At 51.3% G+C, this 13,076-nt stretch carries 11 protein-coding genes, 1 tRNA gene and 1 pseudogene; 1 reads left to right on the forward strand and 12 read right to left on the reverse strand.

Features of this window, described 5'->3' with window-relative positions; all coding sequences use genetic code 11:
• The first annotated feature begins 367 nt into the window (after positions 1 to 367).
• Positions 368 to 1,525, forward strand: coding sequence for a hypothetical protein (locus tag R8377_RS04200; protein WP_317642247.1), 1,158 nt, complete (start codon positions 368 to 370; stop codon positions 1,523 to 1,525).
• Between the two features lie 143 nt (positions 1,526 to 1,668).
• On the opposite strand, the gene R8377_RS04205 is transcribed toward R8377_RS04200, so the two are convergent.
• The 12 genes and pseudogenes from R8377_RS04205 to R8377_RS04260 all read right to left on the reverse strand — a co-directional run bounded on the left by R8377_RS04205 (position 1,669) and on the right by R8377_RS04260 (position 13,016).
• Positions 1,669 to 2,796, reverse strand: coding sequence for a branched-chain amino acid aminotransferase (locus R8377_RS04205; RefSeq protein ID WP_317642248.1), 1,128 nt, complete (start codon positions 2,794 to 2,796; stop codon positions 1,669 to 1,671).
• A gap of 396 nt (positions 2,797 to 3,192) precedes the next feature.
• Positions 3,193 to 3,831, reverse strand: a complete 639-nt coding sequence (locus R8377_RS04210) for a 50S ribosomal protein L25/general stress protein Ctc (RefSeq protein WP_317642249.1) — start codon at positions 3,829 to 3,831, stop codon at positions 3,193 to 3,195.
• A 401-nt stretch (positions 3,832 to 4,232) separates the two neighbouring features.
• Positions 4,233 to 5,393: a hypothetical protein gene (locus tag R8377_RS04215; RefSeq protein ID WP_317642250.1), complete on the reverse strand. Its 1,161-nt coding sequence runs from the start codon at positions 5,391 to 5,393 to the stop codon at positions 4,233 to 4,235.
• A gap of 140 nt (positions 5,394 to 5,533) precedes the next feature.
• Positions 5,534 to 6,253: a histidine phosphatase family protein gene (locus tag R8377_RS04220; RefSeq protein ID WP_425604982.1), complete on the reverse strand. Its 720-nt coding sequence runs from the start codon at positions 6,251 to 6,253 to the stop codon at positions 5,534 to 5,536.
• A 20-nt stretch (positions 6,254 to 6,273) separates the two neighbouring features.
• Entirely contained in the window at positions 6,274 to 6,693 is a 420-nt protein-coding gene (gene rsfS, locus R8377_RS04225) for a ribosome silencing factor (protein WP_317642251.1), read from the reverse strand.
• A gap of 67 nt (positions 6,694 to 6,760) precedes the next feature.
• Positions 6,761 to 8,191: a bifunctional UDP-N-acetylglucosamine diphosphorylase/glucosamine-1-phosphate N-acetyltransferase GlmU gene (gene glmU, locus R8377_RS04230; RefSeq protein WP_317642252.1), complete on the reverse strand. Its 1,431-nt coding sequence runs from the start codon at positions 8,189 to 8,191 to the stop codon at positions 6,761 to 6,763.
• Positions 8,188 to 8,985 (reverse strand): HAD-IIA family hydrolase, encoded by a 798-nt coding sequence (locus tag R8377_RS04235; RefSeq protein ID WP_317642253.1) that lies wholly within the window; start codon positions 8,983 to 8,985, stop codon positions 8,188 to 8,190. The genes glmU and R8377_RS04235 overlap by 4 nt, the downstream gene beginning before the upstream one ends.
• Before the next feature lie 68 nt (positions 8,986 to 9,053).
• Positions 9,054 to 9,124 (reverse strand) — tRNA-Gln (locus tag R8377_RS04240).
• 78 nt (positions 9,125 to 9,202) lie between these two features.
• A complete protein-coding gene (locus R8377_RS04245) occupies positions 9,203 to 10,219 on the reverse strand; it encodes a ribose-phosphate diphosphokinase (RefSeq protein ID WP_317642254.1) in 1,017 nt (338 codons plus the stop codon).
• Between the two features lie 108 nt (positions 10,220 to 10,327).
• A pseudogene (gene nadD, locus R8377_RS04250) lies at positions 10,328 to 10,927 on the reverse strand (nicotinate-nucleotide adenylyltransferase); the annotation flags it as partial.
• 143 nt (positions 10,928 to 11,070) lie between these two features.
• Positions 11,071 to 11,679 carry a phosphoribosylglycinamide synthetase gene (locus tag R8377_RS04255; RefSeq protein WP_317642255.1) on the reverse strand — a complete coding sequence of 203 codons (609 nt, stop codon included), beginning with the start codon at positions 11,677 to 11,679 and terminating at the stop codon, positions 11,071 to 11,073.
• A complete protein-coding gene (locus R8377_RS04260) occupies positions 11,676 to 13,016 on the reverse strand; it encodes a glutamate-5-semialdehyde dehydrogenase (protein WP_317642256.1) in 1,341 nt (446 codons plus the stop codon). The genes R8377_RS04255 and R8377_RS04260 overlap by 4 nt, the downstream gene beginning before the upstream one ends.
• Between the last annotated feature and the right edge of the window lie 60 nt (positions 13,017 to 13,076).

Raw genomic sequence — 13,076 nt, forward strand, 5'->3', positions numbered from 1 at the left:
AATCAATAATCTCTATGCGTGGTGACCTACCGCGCCAACAGTCTTTTAGCAAGTCTGTGTTTCTCCCCATCATTTAGCGGTTATACATCTGAGTAATGTTTATACTCAATCTTTCACGACCCTCTTTTGGGTCAAACATCTATCATCCGTATGCTTCTTTCCATTTTTGGGCAACTTCTCACACAAACAGCTACGTAGCTCTCACTTTTCGTGACGAACTGCCCAAAATTGATACGCGAATAAATGCGATGGGGGTGGGCACGCATCGACTGCTGAGATTGATTAACAATGTGGACAGTTATCCACATTCGACCACATAGGTCATTTTTCTTTGGTTGCAATTTGATTTCGTTTTAGAGTCAAGATTATGAACCAACAAGAGAAATTACTGAATCAGCTCACGCGCAAAGCTCACCGGCAGCGTCATTGCATCGTTGCGAAAACTAACGCGGAACGAATGCAGTTATTGCGTGCTTCACGTACTCAAATCGTAAAACAGGTCAAAGCACATCTGTATATGCCTTCGGCTGCTTGGGAAGCCCTCACACACCCGGAACGTGCAATGTATTTAATGCGCGCTACTAACGAGCGCCACCCCGAGTGGACATTCTGCTACCTTTCAGCAGCCCTTATATGGGAATTAACGGGCACCATTTTCCTCAAAGCGCAGATGCATGTGGCAGCAAGCAACCATACTCATGTCCGTTGCAAAGCAAGTATAAAATTCCACTATTGCTTGGTAAAACAGGCACAGCAACGGGCAGGATTAAGCGTTACCCCCCTGATTCAAACAGTGTACGACTGCGCTCGACGACTCGACTATGCAAATGCGCTGGCCATCTGCGACAAAGCAATGCGCAAGTATGGTCTTACCAAAGCGCAGCTCATCGATTATGCCAATCTTTCTTCACACACCTGGGGTCGGACAAGGGCACTCTACGTTTTCTCTCACGCTACTCCACTTAGTGAAAGCGGTGGCGAGTCGATAGCTAAAGCTCGCTTTGACGGTTGGGGTTATCAGCAACCCCAACAACAAGTCAATGTCTCTAGTCCTCTTCGGGGCGGAAAGTTGATACGTCTCGATTTCTCCTGGTTGACTGACAGCGGCAAACAGGTTGCGGCCGAACTCGACGGTTACGAAAAATATGTAAATCCCAAGATGACCGGCGGACAATCCCTACCAGATATTGTCTTTAAAGAAAAAGATCGAGAAACCGAACTGTCTTTATCTGGCTATCTTATTATCCGTTTTTCATACCACCAATTACGAGAAAGGCACGGTCTTAACGTGAAGAAAAAACTAACCATGGCACAGGTACCCAAGGAGCACAAAGGAACGAATCCGGAAGTAATCTCTTTATTCAGCACTTGTTGGGAATCAACTCACACATGTTGGGCTGGAGTTGGGATTGGACGAAGGCCGAGATCAAGTTCGCGCGCCCACGATAGCAGGAGACCACCTTCCCGGCCCAAAGCACACGCAAGACGCAAACCACCTCAAGAACAGATCAGTTGTTTGACATGAAGCATGCCAGGGGGGGGGGGACTAAGCAGCCTCGAGCGGGCTTGTCCGCATGTACACAGCCCAGCTTAAGAGGTCAGCATATGGAAGCGAAGCGTATCAAGGTAGGAATAAAATGTCAATACGCTTCGCTCGGTTCAACAATGTTAGCAGACCTTCCACATCCAATTGTGGAGGTCCGTAACCTCGCCAAGCTGGATACCAAGTAGCTGATTACGCAGTTGCATTGTTAACGATCCGGATTCACCATCAGCAACTGTCACATCAAAAGCTTCTGATTTGAAACACTTAATCGGAGTAACGATGGCAGCCGTACCGCAAGCAAATACCTCAGTAACTTCTCCAGAACGTATGTCTTCCAAAAGATCATCGAGGCGTATCATCGATTCACGCACCTCATGGCCGGCATCTTGCGCAAGCTGAATAAGGGAACGCCTCGTCACACCAGGCAAAATCGTACCGGTTAGCGACGGGGTCTCTAACGATCCGTCTCGATGCACGATGAACATATTCATACCGCCGAGTTCTTCCAAATACGTTCCCGTAGCAGCATCGACAAAGCAGACCTGTTCGCAGCCGTGCTCGCTACCGCGATTCTCCCCCACCAAAGATGCGGCATAGTTCCCACCACATTTTGCGAATCCGGTTCCCCCCGGTCCAGTTCTGAACCAACGGTTCTCAACCCAGATACTGACCGGCTTCACTCCACCTGAAAAATAAGGGCCTGAAGGCGAAGCAATCACGCAGAAATCAACTTGGTGAGGGGCGCGTACACCTAAGAACGGCTCTGACGCATACATAAAGGGCCGCAAGTACAGAGTATATTCTCTGCGAGTTGGAACCCACTGAGCATCTTGCTGGACCAAGGCAGCCACGGCACCTAAGAAATCATCGGTACTCAGTTCGGGAAGCGAAAGTCGACGAGCAGACTCTTTGAAACGTTCAGCGTTGGCATCTGGCCGGAAAAGCCAAATCGAACCATCTTCGCGATGATAAGCTTTAAGGCCCTCAAACACTTCTTGAGCATAGTGCAAGACCGCAGCTGCAGGGTCAAGATGAAGAGGTCCATAAGGCTCAACTTGGCCATGCGACCACCCACTTTCCTTATGCCACGTCATCCGAACCATACTGTCAGAAAATACTTGACCAAAGGCTGGTTTGTCAGTTTTTGATTCACGGTCTTCGGGCGTTGCCTTATTGGGGTTTGGCAACACTGAAAATGCTGAAGCAAGACGGTTTAAAACTTCTGGATTATGGTGTGTTTGCTCTGTCATATCGTTCTTCTTCTCAGCAGGTCTCGGCGGTTTGTCTATCAGTCGGTTCGTCGCTTGTGGCGATTTCAACCATATAGAGCATCTTAGAGGTCATCCTGTAAAAGCCCAGCCGGAACGTCCACATAATGACATCTCTTCACCAAAATTAACGTCATCGTCTCCTCCTTCCATTCTCACCGGTATAACTTTTGGGCACTTCTTAACAGAAAAGAAGCGAATACTGGCAATAATAGTGAGAAAATGCCCAAAATTGCGTACATGATGAGGAGGGTAAGGAGAGGAGGTAGGGTGAGCAGGGAGGGGGGATACAGTTGTGGGGTTGCGTATATGATTTACGCAACCCCACGTTGGTGAACAAGCGAGCTGAGCTCAACCAGTCACTGGAGCCTTAGAAACTTACTCGGCAGCCTTTTCGTCAGCGGCAGGAGCAGCGGCCTCAGCAGGAGCGTCGCCTTCAGCGGTCTCGGTGCCCGCAGAAGTCGAAGCAGCTTCTTCCTTGGGAACTTCTACCGTGACGATTGAATCTTCAAGGCTATCAATGACCAATTCTGCGCCCTCAGGAAGAACGAGATCCTTGGCCAGAACCTTGTCGCCATCTGCGAGGCCGTCAACACTAACCTCGATACGCTCAGGCAGGTTGGTCACATCTGCACGAACCTGGAGGTTCTGCATATCGATGAATGCAACAGCAGCACCCTTAGTAACACCCTGAATGAATACAGGAACGTCGACAACAACCTTCTCGCCGGCGCGCACTTCGTAGAAATCAATGTGCTCAACCTGGCGCTTAACAGGATTGCGCTGAACATCCTTGACCACGGCCATCTTAGTTTCGTTGCCGAACTTAATAGTGAACAGCGCGTTTGCACGACGCAACGCGAGGGTGGTCTCCTTCATTGGCAGCTTAACGAATGAAGGCTCAGTGCCACCGGCATAAATGGTTGCCGGAATCTGCTTTGCCACTCGCATACGGCGGGCAACACCCTTGCCGAACTCGTTGCGAACTTCACCCTCAAGAGTAATAGTATTTGCCATAATCTCTCCTTGTTCGAATCTCTTATGCAATAACTCGGCGCTTCAACGCGTCGGATTGCTCGCCGAACTACTTGATAGGCAAACCATCACGCCGAGTCGATAACGGATATGTCATCACAACACACCCCTCGCCAAAGCAACATTTATAAGTCTACCACGAACCCTCGCTAAAACCCCACCCCTACGTGTACAGATCGTCTTACGAGCACCACGTATAAACCAACATGCCCCAACAATCAGCGCAGGGCCCGTTCACCACAGGATCCGCGCAATGTTGGTGTAAGGAAATACATGGTTCAATCTATCAACACAACTCAAGATTCAACCACATCCACGCCTAGCATCAACCCGGGCTTGCTGCTTTATCTCAGTGTTCCTTATATTCGCCCGAATCTTGTGCTTTATTCGGCCTTGCCTGCGCTACCATCGACAGTGTTTGTCTTACCAACGGCACCGGCTGAAGGAGAGGAGGTTTGAGCGCCAAATCCGCCTTGTTGTTGTTTCTCTTGCTCCGACTGACCTGACTGGCTCTGCTGACTCTTTTGGCTCTGACCAGAGCTTGGGGTGGCGCTGGGAGTGGCTTGCTCACCGGGGCGAGCAGACTGGCTGGCTTGTTGACTTGGCTGATTATTTTCTGTGCTCGAGGACGAGGAAGTCGAAGATGCCGAGGGCGAAGGTGTTGCACTAGTAGACGGAGACGGATTCGTGCTCTGGGGCGAGGTCTTCTCATTACCGTCAGGAGATTGGCTTGGCGCACTTTGCTGCTGTGAGGGCACAGACGTGTCAGGCGTTTGCACGCTCTGTGATGGGCTGACAATATTGCGCACAACCTGGTCAGTACCTTCACCTCGAGTAAGTAGGTTAATTACCACAGCAGAAAGAAGAACGGACACCAAAGCGCTCACCACAGATACCACAATTACCATCTGCTTTTTACGCTGTACAGAAGTGTGAGCAGGTGTCACAACACTCTCTAGGCGCACGCGACTTTGAGACGATTGGGCAGTTGAAATCTGACCGGAGCGAGATGAACGAGCCGAGCGTGGCACAGCTGAACCATGCTCATACGGCTCAGCAATTGGAACGAATACCTTGGTATCGTCGTGGTCTACTCGCTTGGGCATGATGGAAGTTTGATCATCCTCATTTTGGGCTGGCCCAGACTCACCATACGCACCTGCAGCACTAGAGCCCACACTACTAGATATCCTCCCCTGCAGATTTATAGCAGCTTGCGGAATCAAAACTTGCGTTTGCTTATCTAGGATTTGTGCCGCAGTCTCCTCGTGCCTAGGCGCGCGCGAACCTGTACCACGTTCACTAACTTCTACGTGTTCTTCTTCACCGTCAGGACTAATAACAGTTTCCTGGATTTTTTGTGTCGAGGCGTCTAAGACGTTCTTGTAGAGTTGAGAAGCAACAGCCGAGACGATTGAACCCACTGCCACGCCGATAGCAGAACCAGCTATGCCGATCTTTGCAGCGAGGAAGAAAGAAGTGACCGCAGCAAGTGCGCCCGCAAACACCTGTGCCCAAGACAAGTCCTGGAAGAACTTTTTCACTCCTGCTCCTTCCGTACCCGTTCAAAGTACGTTATTCATCAAGGAATGTAACCACTCATCTGAGTGATTACCTCGTGTTGAATCATGCTAGCGCTTGAACAGGCGGACTCGCCGAAGCCAGCAAAACGTCTACACAGGTTTTACTGCCGGAGCATTTCGTTGCCAGGATTGTTCCAATCCACTACACGAGCAATGACTGGTCCTCGATTGTAGTCGAGTAAAGCCCAGCGAATGCCCTCTTCTGCTACAAACCTTGGTACGAAGTGGGCCCAGTGAGCGTTGCGCACCGACCCTAAACTCGCGTTTTCCTCGTGAACCTGCGTGAGCCCCATAAGCGCTTGGATAGTCTGGGCAATCCAAGAACCGTGCGAGAAGATAAACAAATCTGTTTGCTCGTCTGCCTTGGCAATCCAATCTTCCAAGGCTTGAAGACCACGTCTACCGACAGCAACTTTAGACTCCGCCCCGTGTTTCAGCTCTCCCCCAGCAGACAGCATCCACAACCGGTAATCCTCAGGCCAGCGCTCCTGAACCTGCTCGGGAGTGATGCCCTCCCATTCACCAAAATTGCGCTCGCGAACCCGTTCATCTGGATAGACTTCTAAGCCCAAAGGACTGGCGAAAGCCTGCGCAGTAGAGAACGCCCGAGACAAATTAGAAGCCACGACAAGCTGCCGACGCTCCGGAAAGGGATCAACGTATTCTGCGCGCAAAGCATGAGCGGTTCGCGCTGCCTGCCACCGGCCGACATCGTTGAGAGCAATATCAGTTTGGCCTTGCATACGGTGAGCTGCATTGTAGGCAGTTTGGCCATGTCGCACCATGACAATACTACGTGCATGGTGTTCTGTCATAGCCATTGCTGCCCCTACGCTCTCGTTCATTCGGATGCCGGTGCGATCTCCCCATTAGACTCTGTACTCTGAGAGAAGAGAGGATGCTCAAGCTGCAAGTCAATGGGCACACTGTCTTTCCAGAGGCGCTCCATATCGTAGAACTTACGAGATTCCTTGTGCATGATATGAACCACGAAATCAGAATAATCAAGCAGAATCCAGCGGGCTTCTTCAACTCCCTCGCGTGCAGATGGCTTAAGACCAAGTTGAACTTGGAGCTCGCGCTCGACTTTGTCCGCAATTGAAAGAACCTGACGTTCATTGTCACCACTGGCAACCAAAAATGCGTCTGTTATAAACAGTGTTTCACTCACATCGAAAGCGATAATATCAATCGCCTTCGCTTCATTTGCAGCCTTTGCAGCCACTCGTACAGCGTCAATAGAACTTTCTAGTGCTGGCACTGTTTCACCTTCTCACCTTCTACGAAACTCTCATCCCGTATTTTGTACCGCTTATATAACTTCTTTTTTACTCTTGTGAAGATTGATCACTGCTATCCTCAGCTTGGCGCTCCCAAGACGGCTGCCAGTGTTCAATCGTATGCTGCGTATTCTCGGAATAGACCATGGCACCATCTGGAACCTGATGACGAATAACCGAACCTGCTCCTGTCGTAACTCCATCGCCAACGCTTACTGGCGCTACAAAAAGATTACCAGCACCAACGTGGACATCAGAGCCAATCTCAGTGCGATTCTTATGAACTCCGTCATAGTTAGCGGTAATAGTGCCGCCGCCGACGTTACTGTGCTTTCCGATATGGGCATCGCCAACATAGGATAGGTGCGGAATTTTGCTGCCTTCGTCAATCTGAGCCTTTTTCATCTCGACGAAAGCGCCGGCTTTGGTGTTATCTGCGAGCTCATTACCAGCTCGCAGATACGTCCACGGGCCGATGTTTGCGCAGGCACCTATGCTGCTATCTTGCACGCGAGAACGCTCAACTTCGGCTCCTTGGCCAATACGTGCGTCGATAAGCGTGGTGTACGGACCCACCACGGCCTCTTCAGCAATCGTGGTGTGCCCTTGTAAGAAGCAGCCTGGAAGTATTACAGCATCTTGCGAGATAGTCACATCGTCTTCAATCCAAGTAGTTGTTGGGTCAACAATAGTGACACCTTCACGCATCCAGTACTCGCATATACGCATGTTGTGGGCCTGGGCAAGGTGCGCGAGCTGAACTCGGTCGTTGACGCCTTCAACACTCAAGGGGTCTGGAGCTGCGTAAGCACCAACACGACCGAGTGAACGGGCTGCTTCAAGTGCATCTGTGAGATAGAACTCACCTTGCACATTTTTGTTGTTCAAACCAGAAATAGCTTGGATAAGCACTTGAACGTCGAAAACGTATACGGAGGTGTTGACCTCGTTGACTTTAAGTTCGGTTCCAGTGGCGTCTTTTTGCTCGACAATACGCAGTACTTGACCATCTTGGTCTCGAATAATGCGGCCATATCCGTTGGGATCGCTCAGCCGAGTTGTCAGTACCGTGGCACCGTCGGCTTGGGTCTTGTGGAAGTCCACTAGTCCTTGCAAAGTCTGGGTATCAAGCAAAGGCATATCAGAGGCGACAATAAGAACCGTTCCGTCACTGTCAATACGATCTGAGAGTGCACTCAATGCGCACTGCACAGCCCGTCCAGTACCGGGAATCTCATCTTGCTCAACAATGGTGACTTGCTTGTTGTAGCTACGCGCGGCCTGTGCCACCCTCTGAGCTTGGTAGCGCACCACTAAGCTCAAAATATCAGGATTGAGCTCCCCTACCGAGTCCATGACCCTGTTGAGGAAGGTTTTACCTGCTAATTCGTGCAGAACCTTAGGCTTTGAAGAACGCATACGCGTACCTTCTCCAGCTGCCAAGATAATAGCGGCCGACACAGCCCTTGCGCTGCTCAAATCTCTACTTCCCCAGTTTCAGCAATGGTAATCAAATTCTGAATGGAGTCGACAACCTGATCTGGTCGGAAGGGGAAGGTTTCAACCTGCTTACGGTGTGTAATACCGGTCAAAACCAAGAAAGTATTCAAACCGGCTTCGACACCAGCGACAACGTCCGTATCCATTCGATCGCCAATCATGGCTGTAGTCTCGGAATGTCCGCCGACTCGGTTAAGAGCGGTACGGAACATAATGGGATTTGGCTTACCGACGAAGTATGGCTCGCGGTTTGTTGCCTTGGTAACCAAAGCTGCTACGGAACCAGCTGCGGGCAGAATGCCTGAATCGCTGGGACCGGTCGCATCTGGGTTCGTGCAAATAAAACGCGCACCACCAAGAATAAGTCGAATTGCTGTAGTAATCGACTCGAAGGAATAGGTGCGAGTCTCACCTAAGATTACGTAATCGGGATCGGTGTCTGAAAGAATATAACCGGCCTCGTGTAGAGCGGTCGTTAATCCTGCCTCACCGATCACGTAGGCAGAGCCATGTGGGATAGTCCTTGCGCAGAAGTCTGCGGTAGCCAAGGCAGACGTCCAGATGTTTTCTTCCGGTACATCGATACCAGAACGACCTAAACGAGCAGATAAATCCCTAGGTGTGTAAACCGGATTGTTGGTAAGAACTAAGAACCTTCGATCGTTTGCTTTTAGCGTTTCGATGAATTCTGCTGCGCCAGGCAGCGCGGTGTTCTCATGTACGAGAACACCGTCCATATCAGTAAGCCAGGTCTCGATCTTCTTGACTGCCAAACTGCTTCCTTTCGGTTGGCCGCCGACCTGTCCTAGGGCTTGCCCCGAAGGGATCGGCAAGCTGCAAGCTCCCCCACCTGGATTCGAACCAAGACTAAAGGTTCCAAAGACCCGTGTGCTGCCATTACACCATGGGGGAAAGGCAGGTTGCCCTGCCAAGTTCAATTATGACATATCCCCTCGATACGCCACGCACTTGCGCGTGGCGCGCGAGAAATCAAGCAAAAAGGAAGCCTTGCCCGTGATGGGATGGATAGTTGTCGAAGAGCTTAGCCACGGAACCATCTTCGAATACTGCACGAATTGCTGAACCCAGCAGAGGCGCAATCGAGAGTACTGTCAGGTTATCCCAACGCTTCTCTTCAGGAATCGGCACGGTGTCAGTAAGTACCACTTCGCGGGCGTCACAATTCTTTAGACGCTCGACAGCCGGCCCAGAAAGCACACCGTGAGTAGCTACGATAGTGATGGAGTTTGCTCCAGCTTCGCGTAATACCGAGCAAGCTTGAGCAATAGTGCCGCCTGTATCAATCAAATCATCAACCAAGACGCAGTCGAGCCCCTTCACATCGCCGACTACACGATTAGCCACTGCTTTGTTGGGCTGAGTGATGTCACGGGTCTTGTGAATAAAGGCCAGAGGAACGCCACCCAAGCGCTGAGCCCACTGCTCGGCCACGCGGATACGACCAGCATCGGGAGAAACTACGGCAACATTGGACAAGTCCAAGCGATCGCGAACATAGTCAACCAAGACAGGCATAGCAATCAGGTGGTCAACAGGACCATCAAAGAATCCTTGAGACTGAGAGGCATGCAGGTCTACTGACATGATGCGGTCAGCACCCGCCGTCTTGAGCAAGTCAAACATCAAGCGACAAGAAATAGGCTCGCGGCCCAAGTGCTTCTTGTCTTGACGAGAATAGCCCAACAGGGGGCAAACTGCCGTGATAGAACGAGCTGATGCCCGCTTGAGCGCGTCAATCATGATGAGCTGCTCCATGATTGATTTATTGATCGGATCGGCGTGGCTCTGAAGCACGAACACATCGGCTCCACGCACAGACTCCGTATACCGCACATACATCTCACCGTTTGCAAAGTCGTAAGCGGTGGTCTCTAACACTTCGATACCCAGCTGCGCGGCCACCTCTGTAGCCAGCTTGGGGTGGGTCCTGCCCGTAACGAGGATGAGGTTTTTACCGGGCCTGCCTTTGAGGATTGTGCTCACCATATCTCCAAACGTTGGTGTCGTTGAAGCAACACTCCTATGGTAGCCAGCGAGCGTGACAGAGTGAGCATCTTTCGCGACACCCCTTCCCCCAGCTCACAGCTGAGCGCTTTACTCACTCCTAGCACTCGGATACAGTCCGTGCTTATTAATATATTGCACTACACCGTCGGGAACTAAATACCACACTGGCATCCGCTCAGCAGCGCGTTTGCGCACATCAGTTGAAGATATGGCAAGAGCTGGAATTTCAATCATATCGACCGCTTGTTTGGGTAGTTCCAGCCCCGAAAGTGTCGACGAATAACCAGGCCTAGAAACGGCCACGAAATTCGCCAAACTCCACATTTGATTGGCGTCTTTCCAACGCATGATTTCTGCAATTGCATCAGCACCAGTGATGAAGAATAGCTCACAATCAGGGCGAAGAGCGTGAATATCTCGCAAGGTATCGACAGTGTAAGTAACTCCCGGCCGGTCAATATCGACTCGAGAAACAGTGAATTTGGGATTCGAAGCAGTTGCGATAACCGTCATCAGGTAGCGGTCTTCCGCGTTTGTAACTTGCTTGCGAAGCTTAAAAACTGGTCGACCAGTAGGCACAAAAATAACTTCGTCGAGATCGTAAACCCAAGCTACCTCGGAAGCTGCTACTAAATGCCCGTTGTGAATGGGGTCGAAAGTACCACCCATAATCCCAACTCGCCGCTGCTTATGCCTGTGGTGTGCATGTACAGGCCTTTGAACCGGTTCAGCGATGTCTAAGTCCTGAGCCATCGCTTCGGGACTGAGTTGTGCCATTCGGCGCTTGTTGCTCAGAGCAGACGAGGCTTTGCGATTCTGGTCAGACGAACTCATAGGCTGGCAGACTCCTCGTTGCCATTTTGTTGAGCGTTTTCCGCTGCTAAGTTGGCAGAGAGGCCAGTGCCCACGTGGGTATGCAAATCGACTTCGCTGGAGGCTTCTTGCATTTCCTTCACTTCCTCGGGAGATGTCACTTGATCTGGGTCGATACGACTCATGTCTTCATTCCATTCCTGCTGCACCACTTGATGAATCTCCTGATAGGTGGGCAGCGGGAAGTCTGGCTGATAGTGCCGACGCACCTGAGCCACGCACTCAGTAATCATCACCAAAGTCTGTGACAGCTGGTCAATCTCGCCATCGCACTCCTGCTTTCGGAAGAGTGGGATCTTGTCTTCCATCTCAGAGATGACCTTGCGGACCTGATCTAGCTGAACCTCGTCCAAATCGACGACTTGCTCGGCATCTTCATCGGGCCAACCAATCAGTACAGCATCAGCATATTCCAAGCAGGCTCGCTGGTCTGCGGTAGGAATGCCATCCTCAATTTGAACCAAGTAAACGTAGCGCAGTTGGCTGAGGCGCTCAGAAGCCACACGCAGCCAAATTTTTGGGTTCCCCGCTTCTTTGGCCTTGAGCTCTTCGACGTTCTCGTTCACTGCCGCACCTGCCCTGTTCCGTAGCCAATCCATTTAGTCGTCGTCAACTCATTCAACCCCATCGGCCCTCTGGCATGCAACTTTTGGGTAGAAATTCCTAATTCTGCACCCATGCCAAACATCTCGCCGTCTGTAAAACGAGTAGAAGCGTTGACCATAACTACAGCCGAGTCTACCCTACTGGAAAAACGCTCAATGGCATTGTAGTCTTGCGCAAGAATAGCTTCGGTATGGCCGGTTGAATGGTTGTTGATATGGTCGATGGCTTGATCAATAGAATCAACAATTTTAAGGCCCATAGTTAAAGCTAGGTATTCCTCATCCCAATCTTCCGGCTGAGCCTTGCGCACTAACTCAAGAGGCAGAGCGCTCTCTTGTTGCTTCTGAAGACCTGCTATGAGGTCATAAGAAATAGTATCTAAGCGCAGTTCCACTTGCGCTGCGGTAAGAGCTTGGGCCACCATCGGCACGAACTGGGCAGCTATATCGCGGTGAATGAGCAATTTTTCAGCTGCATTACACACTCCGACGCGCTGGGTTTTAGCGTTGAGAACAATCGACACTGCCTTGCGCATATCTGCAGAGGAATCGACATAGATGTGAACATTGCCGGCGCCCGTCTCGATAGTGGGTACTTTGGAATGCTCAACTACGCTCGAAATGAGTCCTTTACCGCCCCTAGGCACCAACAAATCAATGTGACCACGTGCTTCCATGAGCGCGCGAGCGCCGGCACGCCCGTATTGGTCAACGCTCGAAATCAAGTCAGGCGAAAAGCCTTGTTGCTCCAGACTGCTCTGCAAAAGTGCAACGGTGGCTTGGTTAGTGCGCTCGGCTGCGTGACCGCCTCGTAGCAGGACCGCGTTGCCAGACTTGAGGCCTAAACCAGCTACATCGACCGTCACATTTGGCCTTGCCTCGTAAATCATCGCAACTACGCCCAAAGGCACACGAATCTGGTTGAGCCTCATGCCATTGCCCATCCTATGCCCGCTGACCACTTGCCCTAACGGGTCGGGCTGCTGAGCCACTTGCTTCAGAGCTTGGGCCGAGTTGGCAATGCGCTCTCGGTCATAGTGCAAGCGGTCGAGCAGTCCGCTACTCATACCAGCAGCGAAGGCTTCTTGCTCGTCTTGCTCGTTGGCCGCGATGATGGAATCTGCACCTTCGTTGAGGGCATCGGCGAGCGCATGGAGGAGCTCACGGCGAGTTTCGCTTGTGGCTAGCGCTAAGTCACGCTGAGCTTGAGCTGCCTTATCCGCTTGCTCACACACGTCTGCGAATACGCGTGAGTCGAACTCGTCGGCAGACGTGCGGCCACTGTCTTGCGCTTTCATGCTCCTCCTTACGCTTGCCTTCAGATGAGCTGAGGCGAACTCGTGTTTCCTACGATTGTA

Source organism: Bombiscardovia apis (genome assembly GCF_033095945.1).
GTDB classification, from domain to species: domain Bacteria; phylum Actinomycetota; class Actinomycetes; order Actinomycetales; family Bifidobacteriaceae; genus Bombiscardovia; species Bombiscardovia apis.

What these genes read in the sequence shown, in the direction of transcription:
- R8377_RS04200 (WP_317642247.1), top strand. Translation starts at nt 368, where the DNA reads ATGAACCAACAAGAGAAATTACTGAATCAGCTCACGCGCAAAGCTCAC.
- R8377_RS04205 (WP_317642248.1), bottom strand. Translation starts at nt 2,796, where the DNA reads ATGACAGAGCAAACACACCATAATCCAGAAGTTTTAAACCGTCTTGCT.
- R8377_RS04210 (WP_317642249.1), bottom strand. Translation starts at nt 3,831, where the DNA reads ATGGCAAATACTATTACTCTTGAGGGTGAAGTTCGCAACGAGTTCGGC.
- R8377_RS04220 (WP_425604982.1), bottom strand. Translation starts at nt 6,253, where the DNA reads ATGGCTATGACAGAACACCATGCACGTAGTATTGTCATGGTGCGACAT.
- R8377_RS04245 (WP_317642254.1), bottom strand. Translation starts at nt 10,219, where the DNA reads ATGGTGAGCACAATCCTCAAAGGCAGGCCCGGTAAAAACCTCATCCTC.
- R8377_RS04260 (WP_317642256.1), bottom strand. Translation starts at nt 13,016, where the DNA reads ATGAAAGCGCAAGACAGTGGCCGCACGTCTGCCGACGAGTTCGACTCA.